Origin of the sequence: Erwinia sp. BNK-24-b (assembly GCF_047456155.1) — a bacterium.
Taxonomy (GTDB): Bacteria; Pseudomonadota; Gammaproteobacteria; order Enterobacterales; family Enterobacteriaceae; genus Erwinia; species Erwinia phyllosphaerae.
Map to the genome: position 1 here is coordinate 3,659,200 of NZ_CP179901.1, position 18,451 is coordinate 3,677,650.

Below are 18,451 nucleotides of genomic sequence, written 5' to 3' on the forward strand. Positions count from 1 at the left end.
GCGCGACTGGCCTTCCAACGCGGCCGCATGTTCCCTTAGAATGGCAGCGTTTTTTTAATGCATCCTCAGGAGCGGAACCATGAGTAAGTCTGAAAATCTCTATGCTCAGGCACAGCAAGTTATCCCCGGTGGCGTTAACTCGCCGGTGCGCGCCTTTACCGGCGTTGGCGGTGTACCGCTCTTTATTGAACGCGCGAACGGCGCCTACCTGTACGACGCCGACGGCAAAGCCTATATCGACTATGTCGGTTCCTGGGGACCGATGGTGCTCGGCCATAACCATCCCGCTATCCGTAATGCGGTCATTGAAGCCGCCGAGCGCGGGCTAAGCTTTGGCGCGCCAACCGAGATGGAAGTGAAAATGGCCGAGCTGGTGACCGAACTGGTGCCAACGATGGACATGGTGCGCATGGTTAACTCCGGTACCGAAGCGACCATGAGCGCTATTCGCCTGGCTCGCGGCTTCACCCATCGCGATAAAATCATCAAATTCGAAGGCTGCTACCACGGTCATGCCGACTGCCTGCTGGTGAAAGCCGGTTCCGGCGCGCTGACGCTGGGCCAGCCAAACTCGCCTGGCGTCCCGGCAGATTTTGCTAAGCATACGCTGACCTGTACCTATAACGACCTTGATTCCGTACGGGCCGCTTTTGAGCAGTATCCACACGAGGTGGCCTGTATCATCGTTGAGCCGGTTGCGGGCAACATGAACTGCATCCCGCCGCTGCCGGAATTTCTGCCGGGCCTGCGTGCGCTGTGCGACGAGTTCGGCGCGCTGCTGATTATCGACGAAGTGATGACCGGCTTCCGTGTGGCGCTGGCTGGCGCGCAGGCGCACTACGGCGTGGTACCTGACCTGACCTGCCTGGGTAAAATTATCGGCGGCGGCATGCCGGTTGGCGCGTTTGGCGGACGTCGTGAAGTGATGGAAGCGCTTGCCCCAACTGGCCCGGTTTATCAGGCGGGTACGCTTTCCGGTAACCCAATCGCTATGGCCGCTGGTTTCGCCTGCCTGAGCGAAATTGCGCAGCCCGGCACGCATGAGACGCTGGACGAACTCACTACGCAACTGGCGGAAGGCCTGCTTAAGGCAGCAAAAGAGTGTGGTATTCCGCTGGTCGTCAACCACGTCGGCGGTATGTTTGGCCTGTTCTTTACCGACGCCGATAAGGTCACCAGCTACCAGGATGTTACTCAATGCGACGTTGAGCGCTTCAAAAAGTTCTTCCATCTGATGCTGGAAGAAGGCGTGTACCTTGCACCTTCCGCTTTCGAAGCGGGCTTTATGTCGCTGACACACAGCCCGGAAGACATTCAGCGCACGGTAGATGCCGCGCGCCGTAGCTTTGCAAAGCTGGCCTGATCGGCCCCCTGGCGCATGGATGCGCCCTTCACACTTTCCGCAGCAGATAAATAAAATAAGGCGCACCGATAAACGTCGCCAACAGCCCCGCCGGCACCTGCGCCGGGAAGGCCACCATGCGTCCGCACCAGTCTGCAATCGTCATCAGCCCGCCACCCAGCAACACTGCAATGACCAGCTGTGGAAGCGCACGCCGGAAGCCCAGCATCCTCGCGATATGCGGTGCCATCAGGCCCACAAAGCTAAGCGGCCCGATGGTTAGCGTTGCTGCCGCCGTCAGCGCCGCTGCCAGCAATAAAAGCGCCATCCGCGACGTTCTGAGCGCCACGCCGAGCGAGCGAGCCGTTTCCCCACCTAACGGCAACAGCGTCAGCCAGCGTCGACACAGCGGCGTCAGGGCCAACAGGACCGTCGCGATAATTGCCGTGCGCATCGCCTGGCGACCATCAACGTTATAGGTTGAACCAGAAATCCACGTCATCAGCTCGGCCATGCGCGGATCGCCGCTGGCCATCAGCAGCAATAACAACGTGGCGAAAGCGGTACTCAACGCCATTCCCGCCAGCAACATTCGCTCCGGCGAAAAGCCGCCACGACCGCCAACAAAGGTAATGATCAGCAGCGTCGCCGCCGCGCCAAGACTGCCAGCGGGTAACAGCCAGCCAAAGGCATCGCCCGGCACCAGGAACAGCATCACCACCACGCCAAACGCCGCGCCGGAGCTGATCCCTAACACCTCCGGGCTGGCCATCGGATTCCCGGTTAAACGCTGCACCAGACACCCGGCTGCGCCAAGCATCATGCCCGTGGCTAAGGCGGCTACCAAACGCGGCATCCGCCACGGCAGCAGCTGTTGCCATAGTTCACCGCTCGCCCACTGCCAGCCGTGTGCCCCCCGGCCAAAGCTGAGCGAGACCAGGGTCAGAATCAACAGCAATGCTACACCGCCAAGGCTCCACCACCACAGATGATGCCGCTCGGCCGGAACGCGATCGCCCTGATTCATAGCAGGTGCCGCAGCAGAGGCGCGCAGCCGTGGCAGCAGCCACAGCAGCAGCGGCGCGCCGATAATCGCGGTGGCCGTGCCGGTTGAAACTTCCTGCCAGCGAGCGGCCAGCCAGAGTACGCTTTGGTCAGCCAGCCACAGCAGCAGCATGCCGATAAAAGGCGCTAACAGCATCCGGCTAAGCAGCCGCCTTGCGCCCAGCATTTTTGCCAGCAGCGGCGCAAACAGACCGATAAAGCCAATTACGCCAGCGGCGTTGACCAGCTGCGCGCTGAGCACAATCGCCAGCGTCAGTACGCCAAACCTTGCCAGTGAAAGCGCCAGGCCAAGGTTTTTCGCCACGCCGTCGTCCAGCCCCATCAGCGTCATCGGCCTTCGCAACAGCAGCGCCAGCAGAAAACTTACCAGCAGCTTTGGCCAGAGAAACGTGACGTTATTCCAGTCCATCTGGTTAAGCGAACCCGTTCCCCATAGAAAAATATTTTGTAGCCGGTCGTGATGAAATAAGCCAATAAGCTGGTTAACCGCGCCGCAGTACAGCGACAGCACCAGGCCCGCCAGAATCAAGGTGACCGGAGAAAGCCTCTTGCCCCAGGCAATGCCAAATACGAGCAGACCGATAACCAGCGCGCCGAGCATCGCGGCAATTTGTTGACTGAACAGCGGCAGGCTCCACAACGCGGCTACCGTCAGCCCAAGCTGCGCACCGGTTGCCACGCCAAGCGTCGTGGGTTCTGCCAGCGGATTACGCAGCACCTGTTGAAACAGCAAACCAACCAGTCCCAGCCCCGCGCCGACCAACAGCGACAGCGTCAGGCGCGGCAGCAGGCTGTAATGAAAAAGCATCTGGCTGACGTTATCCGGGCTGGCGGCTTTTATCGCGCCCAGCCACTGCGCAGGCGGCAGCTGCTGGCTAAAGTTTTCATAAGTCAGGCCGAGCGCCAGCAGCAGCAACAGCGCCAACAACAGGACAGGAAAGCGTAATGGTTTCATAGCGACTCCAGCGCGCGGTTAAGCGACTGGCAAAAACGCATTGCGGAAAGCGTCGCGCCATAAAACCAGACCTGGGGAACGCGGCAGAAACGCTTCTCGCGCACAAAGGCAAAAGATTGCCAGAGCGGCGTCGCGCTTACCTGCTGCATTAAATTATCGTCACCGTGGGCAAAGCAAATCACATCTACATTATCCATGGTTGCCAGCCGCTCCAGGCCCACTACCGCGCTTCCCCAGAAGTTAGTTTCGCCTTGCCAGGCGCTGGTTAGCCCCAGCTCGTCCATGACCTGTAAAAACAGGCTTCCTTTGCCAAAAACCAGCGCGTGGCGCGCATCCAGCAGCGACATCAGCAGCACGGGCCGCTGCGCCTTACCAGCAATACGCGCTCTGGAAGTGGCCATAAAGGCATCAAACTCCAGCAGATGCTGCTGTGCCTGCGGCACGCGATCGAGACGTTCGGCGAGCTGCATTAAAGATTTTCGCGCCATCGTCAGCGGCTTACCGCTGGCATCGCTGAAGGCGAAACCCATGGCTGGCGCAATGCGCGCAATCTTTTCCGCAGACGGGCCATAGCCGGAAGAGTAGAGAATAAGGGAAGGCCGCATCTGGATCATCAGTTCCAGATTGGGTTCCGTACGCAGACCAACGTCTACCGTGGCAGCGGGCAGCTTTGGTTCGCCGACCCACAGCTGATAGTTGTACATTTCCGCCACGCCCATCGGCATCACGCCAAGCGCCAGCAGCAGCTCGGTCGGCAGCCACTCCAGCGAGATAATACGGCTGTCGTCAACGGATGCGGCGCGTGCGCCGAGCGCGGGCAGCCACGGCGATAGCGCCATCGCCATCAGCAAACGGCGGCGAAAAAAGTCCGGCATGGTCGTCCCTTTAATAAACAAAGCTCACCGGCGTACCGCCGTCCGGATGCGGCAAAATCCCCATCGGAATACCATAGATTTCTTGCAGTACCCGTGGCTGCATAATTACGCTGGCATCGCCCTGCGCTATCATCTCGCCGCTGCGTAGCGCCACCAGACGATCGCAATAGCGCGCGGCCATATTGATATCGTGCAGCACGGCGATAACCGTTAATCCGCGCTCGCGGCTAAGGCGTTGAATAAGCTTCAGCACTTCTACCTGATGCGCAATATCCAGCGCAGAAGTGGGTTCATCCAGCAGCAGGCAGCGGCTGTTTTGCGCCACCAGCATCGCTATCCACGCACGCTGGCGCTCGCCGCCGGAAAGGCTGTCGACCAGACGTTGCGCAAAAGGTTTGAGTCCCACCAGCGCAATAGCTTCCTCGACGCGCTCACGGTCTTCCACGCCAAAGCGGCCCAGCGCGCCATGCCACGGATAGCGCCCCATCGCTACCAGCTCCCGTACCGTCATGCCTTCGGCTGGCGGCAGCTGCTGCGGTAAATAAGCCACTTCACGGGCGAAAAGCTTGCCGGGCCATTGTGCCAGCGCCTTATCGTTAAGCGTAATTTCGCCGCCGGTTGCCGCATGATGACGACCTAACAGTTTTAATAACGTGGATTTGCCGGAGCCGTTATGGCCTATCAGGCCACAAACTTTCCCGGCCGGAAAAGTCAGCGACAGAGGCTGAAGCAGCACTCGTCCAGGCACGGCAAAAGTAGTTTGATGCAGCGAGAAGGTGCTGTCGGTAAGAGGATGCATAACAATCTTCTGTCTGACGGGCGCGGCGAACCGCGCCCGATGTCGATTAGAAACGGAAGGTAGCAGTACCGACAATTTGACGCTCGGCGCCCCAGTAGCAGGCGTAATCGCGGTAGCAGCTGGCAACGTAATCGCGATCGAAGAGGTTGCTGACGTTCACGCCAACCGACGAGCCTGGCAGCCCGAAACGGCCCAAATCGTATTTCACTACGGCGTCAACGGTAGTGTAACCCGCTACGCTAAAGTTCTGGTTAGCATTGGTGCCGGTGCTGTACAGGCTCTTGCTTTCACCCACGTAACGTAAACCTGTCCCCACGGTCAGGCCGGACAGCGCCGTTTCGTGGAAGGTGTAATCCGCCCACAGCGATGCCATATTTTTCGGCACCTCTACCGGCGTTTTGCCTTTCAACAGCGTATCGTGGGTATATTCCGCGTCGGTATAGGTGTAAGACGCCGTCACGTTAACGTTAGCATTAACGGCCGCTTTCGCTTCCAGCTCAACGCCGCGCGAACGGATTTCACCGCTCTGCACGCTATAAGCTGAATTAGCTGGATCGGCCGTAAGGTTTTTCGTTTTGGTCAGCTGATAAAGCGCGCCGGTAATAACAATCGGACGGTCTTTCGGCACGTATTTCACGCCTGCTTCATACTGCTTCGCGCGTGAAGGATCGAACACCTGCCCTTCTTTAGTCGTACCCGAAGTTGGAATAAAGGATTCGCTGTAGCTGAAGTACGGCGCAACACCGTTATCAAAGACGTAGTTCAGACCGCCGCGCCAGGTAAAGGCCTGGTCGTGGCTTTTCGTCAATGCACTGGAGTCGCGGTTATACGCCGAGGTCATAGCGTAATCGTAGCGGCCGCCCAGCGTCATTACCCAGCGATCCCACTCCATCTGATCCTGCGCATAAAGCCCGGTCTGCTGCTGCTTGTTCAGATAGTGGTAAGGGAATGTGATGGTGGTGCTGTCGTTGCCGTACTGCGGATTCAGCGCATTGAGGGACGACGCCGTTCCAAAGCCCGCGTTGATATCGTTGCGCGTGCGCTGATAGTCGACGCCCAGCAGCAACGTATGATCCAGCTCTCCGGTGGCAAATTTAGCCTGCGCCTGGTTATCCAGCGCAAACTGGTTCAGCTCTTCTTCTGAACCGGCGTAAGCGCGGGTAATCGAGTTGCTCGCGCTGTCATAGCCGTTGCCATAGATGCTGCGATAGTCGGTACGCAGATCGGCATAGCGCAGATTCTGGCGCACGGTCCAGGTATCGTTAAAGCTGTGCGAGAAGTTATAACCCACCATTTTGGTGTTGCGGGAGATCTTGTTGCTCGCTTCGCCTTCGTCAAAGTCGCTAGAAAGCTTGTGCTGCTTGCCGCTGGCATCGGTAATAGGCACCACCGTGCCTTCACGCGGCAGCCAGCCGTAATAGCCGGTTTCAGGTTCGTTCTGGAAATAGGTCAGCAGCGTGAAGTTGGTGTTTTCATCGGGCTGCCAGCTGAAGGAAGGCGCAATGGTATAGCGCTTTTCTTTCTGCATATCCTGCTGCGCATCCTGGCTGCTCGCCTTGCCGGTCAGACGATAAGAGTAAACGCCATTGTCATCCAGTGCGCCGCCAAAATCGAAGCCGGTCGAGAACAGGTTATCCGTGCCCATCTGAAACTGCACTTCGCGCAGCGTTTCCGTGGTTGGACGCTTACTGACCAGCGCTACGACGCCGCCAGGGTTGCTCTTGCCGTAAAGTACGGAAGCCGGGCCGCGCAGCAGTTCGGCGCGCTCCAGGAAGTAAGGATCGATGGCAAATTCAGAATAGTTGTCGCCCTGGAGCTTCAGGCCGTCCAGATATTGATTGGTGTTAGTTTCGCTAAAGCCGCGGATTGACAGCGCATCAATCACCTGTGAACTGCCACGGTTGCCGGTCAGCACGCCTGGCGTGTAGCTAAAAGCTTCTTTAACCGTATTGGCATTACGCAGCGACATCTCTTCTTTAGTCACTACCGAAACGGACTGCGGATTTTTTTCAATCGGCGTATCCGTTTTCGTGCCGGTAGCGCTGCGTTTGGCGGCGATAGTTGGCGCCGGCCCCCAGGCATTTTCGCTGCCCGTATCGGCGCTGGCGCTAACGGTAATCGTCTTTTCGCTGGCGGCAAAAGCGGAAGAAGAAAGCGCGAGAGCAACAAAACAGGCCAGACGGCATAAATGTGTGTTCACTGGCAAAGCTGATGATTTCAAAGCTGAAAGAGCCATTTAGCGATTCTCTGGATGAAAAAGTTGAATGTAAACGAGAATTATTATTATAACGAGAGGATATTATGCGAATTGGCGAAAGTTTCGCAAGAGAAAATCCGCTGCTTTTTGACCAGATCACGGTAAAAACGCGCTTAAAAATGTGAAAACGAAGGGCTGATTTTTGTGTCAGGACGAAAGGCGTGTTTTATGACTTTCAGAAGCAACCGGTAAGCGAGGTTGAGAGAGTAAACGTTCCAGTGCCGATAATGTAGTGGCTTGCATCAGGCTGTCTTTCATTGCGATCGTGCGGACAATGCTCCCCATAAAAAAACCGGCCCACAAGGAGCCGGTTTTCTTTATCACGTCAGTTACTTACCAAACATATCTTTAATCCAGCCCGCCACGCCATCGGCGTCCTTTTGCTCATTCTGCGGCGGCTGTTGCTGTTGCTGTTGCTGTTGCTGCATTTGCTGTTGCTGCTGCTGAATCTGCTGCTGCTGGCAGAGCGCGTTGGCATCGGTCGTCCAGACCGGCAATGTCCGCCAGCTGCTGCTGCCCGTGCCGCAGACAAAATTGCCTGCCGAATCAACGTTCATCGGCGCAATATCTTCCGGTGGCGTTGGCATCAGCGGCATCGGTGCCTGGTTGTCCAGATAGCGACGGTAAATCTGCATCGCGCCGCTGGCACCATACAGTTTGGTGGTCTGGTTGTTATCGCGGCCAATCCAGGTGATAGCGACTTCTTTACCATCCACGCCCGCAAACCAGCTGTCGATTTGGTTATTGGTGGTACCGGTTTTCGCGGCCAGATGCGCTTTCGGATAACGTACACCCAGCGCGTGCGCCGTGCCCTCTTCCGCAACCTGCTGCATAGCGTACAGCGTCAGGTAAGCGGCCTGAGCCGGAACGGTGCGTTCAGCCTGCGGGAAGCTCTGATAAAGCACGGTGCCATCTTCCGCAATAACCGAGCGCAATGCCGAAAGCTGCGCACGGTTACCGCCGCTGGCGATGGTCTGGAACGCTTGCGCCACTTCAACCGGCGTCAGGTTCAATGCGCCCAGCAGCATCGCCGGAACCGCCTGCAGCTGATCTTTCGACACGCCCAGTTTACCCCAGGTATCTACAACCTGCGGCAGGCCCAGCGTCATCCCCAGGTTTACCGTTGGCACATTCATTGAGTGCGCCAGCGCGTCTACCAGCATGACCTGGCCGCTAAAGCGATGGTCATCGTTCTGCGGTTTCCAGATCTGCCCATTTGGCTGCTTCAGCGCAATCGGGTTATCGGCAATCCAGGTATTCAGGCGGTAGCTATCCGGCTGGCTCAGCGCGGTCAGATAGGTCGCAGGCTTCGCCAGAGAACCAATTGAGCGGCGCGCCTGAAGCGCACGGTTATAACCGGCAAACTGCGGATCGGCACCGCCCACCATAGCGCGGACTTCGCCGCTGAAGCGGTCAACGATCACCATGGCGGTTTCCAGATCCTTCAGGCCACGCTGTTTGCGCAGGGCAGGAATTCCCTCTTCCACCGCTTTTTCTGCCGCATCCTGCGACACGGGATCCAGCGTGGTGAAGATTTTCACGCCGGACAGATCTTTCACCTTATCGCCCAGCTTCGCTTGTAGCTCGTTGCGCACCATCTGCATAAAGGCAGGCTGTGGCGTAATCACGCCGCCTTTCGGCTGCACGCCAAGCGGACGCGCGCTAAGCATGTCATACAGCTCCTGGTCGATCACCTTCTGCTGTTGCAGCAGGCGCAGCACCAGATTACGACGCTCCAGCGCCAGCTTTGGATTACGCCACGGATTGTACAGCGACGCGCCTTTCACCATGCCCACCAGCAGCGCCTGCTGATCCAGGCTCAGCTCATCCACCGGACGGCCAAAGTAGTAAAGGCTGGCCAGCGGGAAGCCGCGGATCTGATCGTTGCCCGCCTGCCCCAGGTAAACCTCATTCAGATAGAGTTCAAGAATGCGGTCTTTGCTGTAGCGCGCGTCCATGATCAAAGCCATATAGGCTTCGTTGGCCTTACGCCACAGCGAACGCTTGTTGGTCAGAAACAGGTTTTTTACCAGCTGCTGCGTCAGCGTACTGCCGCCCTGCACCGCTTTACCCGCCGTGATGTTTGCCAGAAACGCGCGGCCAATAGAGTAAAGGCTGATGCCGTCATGCTGATAGAAATGGCGGTCTTCGGTCGCGACCAGCGTATCCACCAGCAGATCCGGGAAACCTGCGCGCGGCACAAACAGGCGCTGCTCGCCGTTTGGCGATTGCAGCATGGTAATCAGGCGAGGATCGAGGCGGAAGAAGCCAAAGTCACGGCCGCTGTCGAGGTTTTTAATCTCGGTCAGCGAGTCGTTATTAAAGCTCAGGCGCGCGCGGATTTGCCCTTCTTTGCTGTCCGGGAAGTCAAACGGACGGCGGATCATCTCAATGCTGTTACCCTGAACGGTAAACTCGCCGGGACGCGTCATGCGCGTGACCTCACGGTACTGCGTCCCTTCCAGCAGCGCGATCATCTCTTTTTTGTTATAGGCCATGCCGGGTTCAAGGTTGACCATGCGGCCATAAACCGTGGCGGGCAACTGCCAGACTTTGCCGTCAATACGGCTGCGGATCTGTGAATCCAGGTAAACGCCATATACCGCCATCACGACGATAAATATCAGCAGCAGCTTAATCATTAAGCTTAGCCAGCCTCTTTTTTTACGCGGCGGGCCTCCCTTTCCTGTTCCTTTTCCTTTACGTGGCACGGCTACTGTCTCCTCGTTATCCTGGTCATCCTGAAAATCAACATTCTCAATATCCCTGCGGCGACCTCGGCCCGTTGTTTTACGCGGGGGTGTGGGCTGTTTACCTTTACGCCCAATAGGTTCGCGATCGTCTGACATTCGTTTTTTTCTCCGGCGCCGCAGTCGGCAAGGCCGACTACTTTGTTCTTACATCAACTGCTGTGGAACGGGAACCTTCCGAAACGCGGATCAGGAAGGTGCAGAATACTTTTTGGTTCGCCGCGTAGGCTGGGCGTTTGCCGGATCGTCCGGCCAGAGATGCTTGGGATAGCGTCCCTTCATCTCTTTTTGTACTTCACGGTATGCACCTTGCCAGAACGCGGCCAGGTCACGGGTGATCTGTAACGGCCTTTGCGCAGGTGAAAGAAGCTCTAACACCAGCGGAATACGGCCGTTAGCCACGCACGGGTTCTGCGCTTCGCCAAACATCTCCTGTAACCGCACGGCCAGCACCGGCGGCTTCTCTTCGTCGTAACGGATCGGCAGCCGACTTTCGGTGGGCACAGTGTAATGAGTTGGCAGCACAGTATCCAGCAGCTGACGTTGCGGCCATGTGAGTAATTGTAATAACGCGTTGACACAATCTATCTGTTTTAACCCTTTTGCATCACGCACGCCGTTCATCATCGGCAGCAGCCATTTTTCCAGACTGGCCAGCAGTGCGGCCTCGCTGGCCGCTGGCCATGCCTGCTCCGGTAACCACGTAGCGGCACAGACCAGCCGTACGCGAAGCTGTTCCGCAGCGGTAGTCCAGTTCAGTACCGACAGTCCTTTATGGCGGATCCAGCGTAATATCGCCGGATGCAGCACTTCATCATCTGGCTTGCTCAGGGGCTGATTTTTTAAAACCAGCTCGCCGATCTGCTCGCGACGCCAGGCCGAAAGCGTGCCGCGTTCATCGTGCCATTCAACCTCGACGCGCTGCTCAAGGAGCTGCGGCCGCTGCTTAATCAGCGTCTCTATTTCCAGCGGCAGAGCCTGTAGCACTCTGGCATCCGGCTGCGCGCCGGTTTGCAGCAGTGCAGGCGCTATTAACCACTCATAGCGGGTTAACGCCGCTTCGCTGTCGAGCATGGCGCCCGTGCCGTTCGCCAGCTGGTAGCGACCATCGGCACCGCGACGGCGGGCGATACGGTCGGGAAAAGCGCCAGCCAGTAAAGAAGGCGCTAAATCAGCATCAACGACACCACCGCTAACGCGAAGCCGCCGCTGGAGCTGAACGGCTCGTTTCTGCCAGTTTGGTTGCTGACGATGCAGCGCGTCACGCAAATCGACATTGCCGCGCGGCGGTTCTTCCAGGATAGCGACCAGCAAGGCCGCCGTGGCAACGCTGTCGGCATGTTCGCCTGCATCGGCCAGCATGGCAGCAAAACGAGGTTCGCTACCCGTCGCGGCCATGCGCCGACCTTTTGCCGTTAGCTGGCCTGCATTATTGGTTGCGCCAAGCTGTTGCAGCAGGCGCTGCGCCTGGGCAAGACTGGCGGCTGGTGGCGTATCCAGCCAGCTTAACTGGGTAACGTCGTGGCAGCCCCACTGCAATAAATCCAGCCACAGCGAGCTTAAATCGCTTTGCAGGATCTCCGCATCGCCGTGGGCCGCCGCCCGTTCTGCCTGCTCCCTGGCAAGCAGATGAACGCAGATACCCGGCTCCAGACGGCCAGCGCGACCGGCGCGCTGGGTCATCGAAGCCTGGCTGACCCGCTGTGTTTGCAGCCGTGTTAAACCGGTACGCGCATCAAACAGCGCCGAGCGTTCCAGCGCGCTGTCCACGACCAGCCGGATACCTTCAATCGTCAGGCTGGTTTCCGCAATATTGGTTGCCAGTACCACTTTACGTCGACCGGCCGCAGCGGGAAAAATAGCCTTACGCTGTTCTGCCAGCGGCAGAGCGCCATATAAAGGACAAAGGTCGATATCGTTAGCGACCAGTGAAGAAAGATGCGTTTGCACGCGCTGGATCTCGCCTACGCCCGGCAAAAATAGCAGTAGCGAGCCGGCCTCTTCGCGCAGAAGCTGGCTGACCTGGCGCGCCACCGCCTCTTCAAAACGATAGCCGGATGATAAAGCAGCGTAACGCCGCTCGACCGGAAAAGAGCGGCCTTCTGAGCAAATCACCGGCGCATCCGGCAGCAGCGCCTGTAACCGTTGATTATCGAGCGTGGCCGACATCAGCAGGATTTTCAGATCGTCACGCAGCCCCTGCTGCACATCCAGCAGCAGCGCCAGCGCCAGGTCAGCCTGCAGGCTGCGCTCGTGAAACTCATCCAGGATGACCAGCGAAACGCCTTCCAGCATCGGATCCTGTTGCAGCATGCGCGTAAGAATACCTTCCGTGACCACTTCAAGCCGCGTTGACGGGCCGCTGCGGCTTTCCGAACGCATCCGGTAGCCCACGGTTTCGCCGGGCTGTTCCCCCAGCAGTTCTGCCAGCCGCTGCGCCACGTTGCGTGCCGCCAGCCTGCGCGGTTCCAGCAGCAGAACGCGGCCGCTAACCTGCTGGAGAATTTGCAGCGGCAGCCACGTCGATTTCCCTGCGCCCGTCGGCGCTGCCAGCAATACCTGGGGTGATGTCTGCAATGCTGTCAACAGCTGAGGTAAAACCGCGCTGATAGGTAGTGAACTCACGTCTCTGCTCCTGGCCTTAAATTGCCGGGCATTGTAGCATTCCCGCATCGGTAATACCGGAGAGCATCATGAGTGAGCAAAAAAGGCTGTTTTTCGCCGTTGAACTGCCAAAAGAGAGCAGCCAGAGCATCGTTCAGTGGCGGGCCGCCACCTTTGCAGAAGAAGCCGGTCGCCCGGTAGCGGCGGCTAATTTACACCTTACGCTGGCCTTTTTGGGCGACGTCAGCGAAGAAAAAACGCAGGCGCTAAAGCAGATGGCGGGCAAAATTAAGCAGTCGCCGTTCGATCTTAAGCTGGATGATGCCGGACACTGGCCGCGTTCCGGCGTGGTGTGGCTGGGGCCAAAGCAGGCCCCGCGCGGGCTTTTACAGCTGGCGGCTATTCTGCGATCCCAGGCGGCTCGCAGCGGCTGTTATCAAAGTTCGCTCCCCTTTCATCCGCATGTAACATTACTGCGCCATGCTCTCCAGCCGGTTGCGTTGCCGCCGCGTAATTTTAGCTGGCAGTTTCGCGTCAGCCGCTTTGCGCTCTTTGAATCCGTTTTTGCCAAAGGCCGCACGCGTTACCGGGAACGGGCTGGCTGGACGCTGCAACAGGAAATTTTATGAATTTTTATCCTCCTTTGCGCCAGGCCACGCTGGTTAAACGCTATAAACGTTTTCTGGCCGACGTCATCACGCCAGAAGGTGCGGAATTAACGCTGCACTGCGCCAATACCGGCGCGATGACAGGTTGCGCCACGCCCGGCGACACGGTGTGGTATTCCACGTCACAGAGTCCGACAAGGAAATACCCGCACAGCTGGGAACTGACGCAGACGCAGCAGGGGCACTGGATTTGCGTCAATACGCTGCGCGCCAATACGCTGGTGAAGGAAGCGCTGCTGGCGCAAAGGATTCCGGAATTATCCGGTTATGCCAGCCTGCAAAGTGAAGTCAAATACGGCGCTGAAAAAAGCCGTATTGATTTCCTGTTAAAAGCAGATCAACGCGCCAACTGCTATATTGAAGTCAAATCCGTAACGCTCTTACATCTTGGTAGGGGATATTTTCCGGATGCGGTGACCGAGCGGGGCCAAAAGCATCTACGCGAACTGGCGAAGATTGCGGAAAATGGCGAACGCGCGGTACTTTTCTTTGCCGTTCTGCACTCGGGGATTGAGGACGTCACCCCGGCACGTCATATTGATGCGCAATACGCAGAACTTTTGGCTCAGGCACGCTTAAGCGGCGTTGAGGTGCTTTGCTATAAAGCAGGCTTTTCACCTGAAGGTCTTTTGCTTGAGAGGAAACTGGCGGTAAATCTGTAATGCACTGTATACGAAGACTCTTATCGTGCGCCAGATACGCTTTTCCTCACGCTCTTGTCAAGGGATGTTCAGGAATAATTGCCAACCTTAACCGCTTCTGCTATTTATAGCGGCCTGTTTTTATCCCCGTTGGGGATCGATAGTGCGTGTTATCCAGGAGAAACAACATGCAAGAAGGGCAAAACCGTAAAACCTCGTCCCTGAGTATTCTCGCCATTGCTGGTGTGGAACCCTATCAGGAGAAGCCGGGCGAAGAGTACATGAATGAAGCCCAGCTGGCGCATTTCAAGAAGATCCTTGAAGCCTGGCGTAACCAGCTTCGGGATGAAGTTGATCGCACCGTCACGCATATGCAAGATGAAGCCGCTAACTTCCCCGACCCGGTTGACCGGGCAGCACAGGAAGAAGAGTTCAGTCTTGAACTGCGTAACCGTGACCGCGAGCGCAAACTGATTAAGAAGATCGAGAAGACGCTGAAGAAAGTGGAAGATGACGATTTCGGCTACTGCGATTCCTGCGGCGTTGAAATTGGTATCCGACGTCTGGAAGCGCGTCCGACCGCCGATCTTTGCATCGACTGTAAAACGCTGGCGGAAATCCGCGAAAAACAAATGGCCGGTTAATGGCTAATGGATTGCGCAGTGAGGCTTCTGCTTCACTGCCTGTCTTTACTTCTATGTCGTCTTACATCGGGCGTTTCGCCCCCTCTCCTTCCGGTGAACTCCATTTTGGCTCGCTGGTTGCCGCCCTTGGCAGCTATCTACAGGCACGCGCGCAGCACGGCAAATGGCTGGTGCGTATTGAAGATCTCGATCCGCCTCGCGAAGTACCAGGTGCTGCCCGGCGTATCCTTGAGCAGCTGGAACAGTACGGGTTGCACTGGGACGGCGAGGTGCTCTGGCAGTCGCAGCGGCACGCAGCCTACCGTGAAGCGCTGCACTGGCTGCAACAGCACGGCCATAGCTATTACTGCACCTGCACGCGCAGCCGTATTCAGCAAATCGGCGGCCTGTACGATGGCTACTGCCGGACGCGTAACTGCGGCCCCTCTGACGCGGCATTACGTTTGCGCGTCGATCGTCCCGTTAAGCATTTTTCTGATAATCTGCGTGGCGAAGTTGTCGCCGATGCCGCCCTGGCGCAGGAAGATTTTATCATTCATCGCCGCGACGGGCTGTTTGCCTATAACCTGGCAGTGGTAGTGGACGACCATTTTCAGGGCGTGACGGAAGTGGTCAGAGGCGCCGACCTGATTGAGCCGACGGTAAGACAGATAACCCTTTATCAGCGCTTCGGCTGGCCGGTGCCGGACTATCTCCACTTACCGCTGGCGACAGGCGATAACGGCAGCAAGCTTTCCAAGCAAAACCACGCGCGGCCTTTACCACAGGGCGATCCGCGTCCCGTGCTGGTCCGGGCGTTACGGTTTCTTGGCCAGCCGGTCAGCGACGGCTGGCAGGATGAGACGCTTGCCCATTTACTGGAACAGGCTGTCATCAAATGGAACCTGGCAACCGTGCCGCAGCAAAATGCACTGGTTCAGGATGTTTAACTTTCTGTTGTTCACGCCCGCCGGTGCGGCAGAGAAATATTGCCGTCAGCGCCCTTCCGAACCCAAAAGATACAGGGGATTCGAGATGATCATTCTCAAATGCGCCGCACTGAGCTATGATTAGCCGCTGTTTTTTATCGCTACGCGTAAACGTCACTATCGAGGTGTCCCATTTTTACCCGAGTTGCTAATTTTTGCCGAAAAGTTTTGAGCCGCGAAAGCGAAGCGCCAGTCGAGGTGGAAGAAGCGCCTCAGATGACCGTGATCCCGCGCGACGGTCATACTATCTCGCGTAAAGACATCAGTGAAAATGCCCTCAAGGTACTGTACCGACTGAATAAAGCCGGGTATGAGGCTTATCTTGTGGGTGGTGGCGTTCGCGATTTACTGCTGGGCAAAAAACCGAAAGATTTTGACGTCACCACCAACGCCACGCCGGAGCAAATGCGCAAGCTGTTTCGCAACTGCCGTCTGGTTGGACGTCGTTTCCGTCTGGCTCACGTCATGTTTGGTCCGGAAATCATCGAGGTTGCTACCTTCCGTGGCCACCACGAGGCCGAACAGCCGGAGTCGGATCGCAACAATTCGCAGCGTGGCCAGAACGGTATGCTGCTGCGCGACAATATTTTCGGTTCGATTGAAGATGATGCCCAGCGCCGCGATCTGACGATTAACAGCCTCTATTACAGCGTGGCTGACTTTAGCGTGCGCGACTATGTGGGCGGCCTGAACGACCTGCAACAGGGAATTATCCGCCTGATTGGCGACCCTGAAACGCGCTACCGTGAAGATCCGGTGCGCATGCTGCGCGTGATCCGCTTTGCCGCCAAGCTGGATATGAGCATTGCCGCTGAAACGGCAGAGCCGATTCCGCGCCTGGCGACGCTGCTGCATGATATTCCGCCAGCGCGCCTGTTTGAGGAAACGCTGAAGCTGCTGCAGGCTGGCTATGGCTACACGACCTATTTGCAGCTACGTGAATACCAGCTGTTCCAGCCGCTGTTCCCGCTGATTACCCGTTACTTTACGGAAAAAGGCGACAGCAATATGGAGCGGATGGTGATTCAGGTGCTGAAAAACACCGATAACCGTATTCACAACCAGATGCGCGTTAACCCGGCGTTCCTGTTTGCGGCAATGTTCTGGTATCCACAGCTGGAAATGGCGCAGAAGATCGCGCAGGAAAGCGGGCTGGCCTACTACGACGCCTTTGCGCTGGCCATGAACGACGTGCTGGACGAAGCGTGCCGCTCGCTGGCCATTCCAAAACGCATTACCACGCTGGTGCGCGATATCTGGCAGCTACAGCTTCGCCTGTCGCGCCGCCACGGCAAACGCGCCTGGAAGCTCATGGAGCATCCTAAGTTCCGCGCCGCCTACGATCTGCTGGCGCTGCGTGCGGAAGTGGAAAATAACCAGGAGCTGCTGCGTCTTTCCGCGTGGTGGGGTGAATTCCAGGTTGCCGCGCCGCCGCAGCAGAAAACCATGCTTAACACGCTGGGCGACGATCCGGTGCCGCGTCGCCGCACTCGCCGTCCGCGCAAGCGCGTTCCCGGTCCACGCCGCGACGGTAACAATACCAACGCATGAGGGCGTATCTCGCCTTAGGCAGTAACCTGGCGGATCCTTTGCATCAGGTGCGGGCCGCGCTTGATGCGCTGGCCGCCCTGCCGCAAACCCGGCTGCTTGCCACCTCTTCGCTTTACCGCACGCCACCTTATGGCCCGCCGGATCAGCCGGACTACCTTAATGCCGCCGTCCTGCTGGAGACCACGCTTGCGCCAGAAGCGCTGCTGGACCTTACCCAGCGCATTGAGCTGGAGCAGGGCCGCGTGCGCAAGGATGAACGCTGGGGGCCGCGCACGCTGGATCTGGACATCATGCTGTTCGGCAATCTCACGCTAAACACGCCGCGCCTGACCGTGCCGCATTACGATATGCATAACCGCGCCTTTATGCTGGTACCGCTGTTTGAAATCGCACCGGATCTTATCTTCCCCAACGGCACCTCGCTTAAAAGCCTTATCGCCACCCTGGACAGCAGCGCCATTCAACCCTGGTAGCCAGGCTTACGCACTTCCATTAAGATACGCCCACTAAAAAACTTTCTCAGAGGTTGCGATGAAACCGACGACGGTCTCTACTCTTCGCCAGTGGAAAAAAAGCGGGCGCAAATTCGCCTCTATTACCGCTTATGATTACAGCTTCGCCCGGCTGTTTGCCGACGAAGGGATCCAGGTAATGCTGGTTGGTGATTCGCTTGGCATGGTCGTGCAGGGACACGATTCCACGCTGCCCGTAACGCTGGAAGATATCGCTTACCACACTCGCCTTGTCCGTCGCGGTGCCCCGGCGGCGCTGCTGATGGCCGACCTGCCTTTTATGACCTTCGCTACCCCTGAGCAGACGTTTGCCAGCTCGGCTGAGCTAATGCGCGCCGGGGCCAATATGGTCAAAATTGAAGGCGGCGCGTGGCTGAGCGACACCGTTCGCCAGCTGGCAGAACGCGCGGTGCCGGTTTGCGGCCATCTGGGCTTAACGCCACAGTCGGTAAATATCTTTGGCGGCTATAAAGTTCAGGGCCGGGAAAGTGAAGCGGCAGAAACGCTGCTGGCCGACGCGCTGGCGCTGGAAGCCGCTGGCGCACAGATGCTGGTGCTGGAGTGCGTACCGGTGGCGCTGGCGCAGCGCGTAACCGAAGCGCTGGCCATTCCGGTTATCGGTATCGGTGCGGGCAACGTTACCGATGGTCAAATCCTGGTGATGCATGATGCCTTCGGCATCACCGGTGGGCACATTCCTAAATTCGCTAAAAATTTCCTGCTGGCAACCGGGGAAATGCGCGCGGCCGTCCGACAGTATGTGGCGGAAGTCGAGGCGGGAACGTATCCTGCCGATGAACACAGTTTTTACTGAGACGGG

At 57.7% G+C, this 18,451-nt stretch carries 14 protein-coding genes; 8 read left to right on the plus strand and 6 right to left on the minus strand.

Features of this window, described 5'->3' with window-relative positions; translation table 11 throughout:
- Nucleotides 1-79 precede the first annotated feature (79 nt).
- Nucleotides 80-1,363, plus strand: a complete 1,284-nt coding sequence (hemL, locus tag ACMGGR_RS16840) for a glutamate-1-semialdehyde 2,1-aminomutase (protein WP_414147386.1) — start codon at nucleotides 80-82, stop codon at nucleotides 1,361-1,363.
- A 28-nt stretch (nucleotides 1,364-1,391) separates the two neighbouring features.
- Here the strand turns inward: hemL and fhuB are convergent, their stop codons facing one another.
- The 6 genes from fhuB to hrpB form a co-directional block, all read right to left on the minus strand.
- Nucleotides 1,392-3,362, minus strand: coding sequence for a Fe(3+)-hydroxamate ABC transporter permease FhuB (fhuB, locus tag ACMGGR_RS16845; RefSeq protein ID WP_414147387.1), 1,971 nt, complete (start codon nucleotides 3,360-3,362; stop codon nucleotides 1,392-1,394).
- Entirely contained in the window at nucleotides 3,359-4,237 is an 879-nt protein-coding gene (fhuD, locus tag ACMGGR_RS16850; RefSeq protein ID WP_246758265.1) for a Fe(3+)-hydroxamate ABC transporter substrate-binding protein FhuD, read from the minus strand. Before fhuD ends, fhuB begins: the two co-directional genes overlap by 4 nt.
- Nucleotides 4,238-4,247: 10 nt before the next feature.
- Nucleotides 4,248-5,036 (minus strand): Fe3+-hydroxamate ABC transporter ATP-binding protein FhuC, encoded by a 789-nt coding sequence (gene fhuC, locus ACMGGR_RS16855; RefSeq protein WP_414147388.1) that lies wholly within the window; start codon nucleotides 5,034-5,036, stop codon nucleotides 4,248-4,250.
- A 46-nt stretch (nucleotides 5,037-5,082) separates the two neighbouring features.
- Nucleotides 5,083-7,272: a ferrichrome porin FhuA gene (gene fhuA, locus ACMGGR_RS16860; protein ID WP_414147389.1), complete on the minus strand. Its 2,190-nt coding sequence runs from the start codon at nucleotides 7,270-7,272 to the stop codon at nucleotides 5,083-5,085.
- Nucleotides 7,273-7,622: 350 nt separating this feature from the next.
- Nucleotides 7,623-10,142 carry a bifunctional glycosyl transferase/transpeptidase gene (mrcB, locus tag ACMGGR_RS16865; protein WP_414147390.1) on the minus strand — a complete coding sequence of 840 codons (2,520 nt, stop codon included), beginning with the start codon at nucleotides 10,140-10,142 and terminating at the stop codon, nucleotides 7,623-7,625.
- Between the two features lie 90 nt (nucleotides 10,143-10,232).
- Entirely contained in the window at nucleotides 10,233-12,668 is a 2,436-nt protein-coding gene (hrpB, locus tag ACMGGR_RS16870) for an ATP-dependent helicase HrpB (protein ID WP_414147391.1), read from the minus strand.
- A 68-nt stretch (nucleotides 12,669-12,736) separates the two neighbouring features.
- Between hrpB and thpR the strand changes: the two genes are divergently transcribed.
- The 7 genes from thpR to panB all read left to right on the plus strand — a co-directional run bounded on the left by thpR (nucleotide 12,737) and on the right by panB (nucleotide 18,445).
- Nucleotides 12,737-13,276, plus strand: coding sequence for an RNA 2',3'-cyclic phosphodiesterase (thpR, locus tag ACMGGR_RS16875; protein WP_246758258.1), 540 nt, complete (start codon nucleotides 12,737-12,739; stop codon nucleotides 13,274-13,276).
- On the plus strand, nucleotides 13,273-13,977 hold the full coding sequence (gene sfsA, locus ACMGGR_RS16880) for a DNA/RNA nuclease SfsA (protein WP_246758257.1): 705 nt from the start codon (nucleotides 13,273-13,275) through the stop codon (nucleotides 13,975-13,977). The genes thpR and sfsA overlap by 4 nt, the downstream gene beginning before the upstream one ends.
- A gap of 167 nt (nucleotides 13,978-14,144) precedes the next feature.
- Nucleotides 14,145-14,600 carry an RNA polymerase-binding protein DksA gene (dksA, locus tag ACMGGR_RS16885; protein WP_246758256.1) on the plus strand — a complete coding sequence of 152 codons (456 nt, stop codon included), beginning with the start codon at nucleotides 14,145-14,147 and terminating at the stop codon, nucleotides 14,598-14,600.
- 53 nt (nucleotides 14,601-14,653) lie between these two features.
- Nucleotides 14,654-15,529 carry a tRNA glutamyl-Q(34) synthetase GluQRS gene (gene gluQRS, locus ACMGGR_RS16890; RefSeq protein WP_246758662.1) on the plus strand — a complete coding sequence of 292 codons (876 nt, stop codon included), beginning with the start codon at nucleotides 14,654-14,656 and terminating at the stop codon, nucleotides 15,527-15,529.
- A 171-nt stretch (nucleotides 15,530-15,700) separates the two neighbouring features.
- Nucleotides 15,701-17,119, plus strand: coding sequence for a polynucleotide adenylyltransferase PcnB (gene pcnB / locus ACMGGR_RS16895; RefSeq protein WP_246758661.1), 1,419 nt, complete (start codon nucleotides 15,701-15,703; stop codon nucleotides 17,117-17,119).
- A complete protein-coding gene (folK, locus tag ACMGGR_RS16900; protein WP_246758255.1) occupies nucleotides 17,116-17,592 on the plus strand; it encodes a 2-amino-4-hydroxy-6-hydroxymethyldihydropteridine diphosphokinase in 477 nt (158 codons plus the stop codon). Before pcnB ends, folK begins: the two co-directional genes overlap by 4 nt.
- A 58-nt stretch (nucleotides 17,593-17,650) precedes the next feature.
- A complete protein-coding gene (panB, locus tag ACMGGR_RS16905) occupies nucleotides 17,651-18,445 on the plus strand; it encodes a 3-methyl-2-oxobutanoate hydroxymethyltransferase (protein ID WP_414147392.1) in 795 nt (264 codons plus the stop codon).
- Nucleotides 18,446-18,451: the final 6 nt, after the last annotated feature.

Excerpts from the sequence above, each read along its gene's own strand:
- hemL (WP_414147386.1), top strand. The coding sequence starts at position 80 with ATGAGTAAGTCTGAAAATCTCTATGCTCAGGCACAGCAAGTTATCCCC.
- mrcB (WP_414147390.1), bottom strand. The coding sequence starts at position 10,142 with ATGTCAGACGATCGCGAACCTATTGGGCGTAAAGGTAAACAGCCCACA.
- fhuD (WP_246758265.1), bottom strand. The coding sequence starts at position 4,237 with ATGCCGGACTTTTTTCGCCGCCGTTTGCTGATGGCGATGGCGCTATCG.
- dksA (WP_246758256.1), top strand. The coding sequence starts at position 14,145 with ATGCAAGAAGGGCAAAACCGTAAAACCTCGTCCCTGAGTATTCTCGCC.
- folK (WP_246758255.1), top strand. The coding sequence starts at position 17,116 with ATGAGGGCGTATCTCGCCTTAGGCAGTAACCTGGCGGATCCTTTGCAT.
- fhuB (WP_414147387.1), bottom strand. The coding sequence starts at position 3,362 with ATGAAACCATTACGCTTTCCTGTCCTGTTGTTGGCGCTGTTGCTGCTG.
- fhuC (WP_414147388.1), bottom strand. The coding sequence starts at position 5,036 with ATGCATCCTCTTACCGACAGCACCTTCTCGCTGCATCAAACTACTTTT.
- sfsA (WP_246758257.1), top strand. The coding sequence starts at position 13,273 with ATGAATTTTTATCCTCCTTTGCGCCAGGCCACGCTGGTTAAACGCTAT.
- gluQRS (WP_246758662.1), top strand. The coding sequence starts at position 14,654 with ATGTCGTCTTACATCGGGCGTTTCGCCCCCTCTCCTTCCGGTGAACTC.
- fhuA (WP_414147389.1), bottom strand. The coding sequence starts at position 7,272 with ATGGCTCTTTCAGCTTTGAAATCATCAGCTTTGCCAGTGAACACACAT.
- thpR (WP_246758258.1), top strand. The coding sequence starts at position 12,737 with ATGAGTGAGCAAAAAAGGCTGTTTTTCGCCGTTGAACTGCCAAAAGAG.
- panB (WP_414147392.1), top strand. The coding sequence starts at position 17,651 with ATGAAACCGACGACGGTCTCTACTCTTCGCCAGTGGAAAAAAAGCGGG.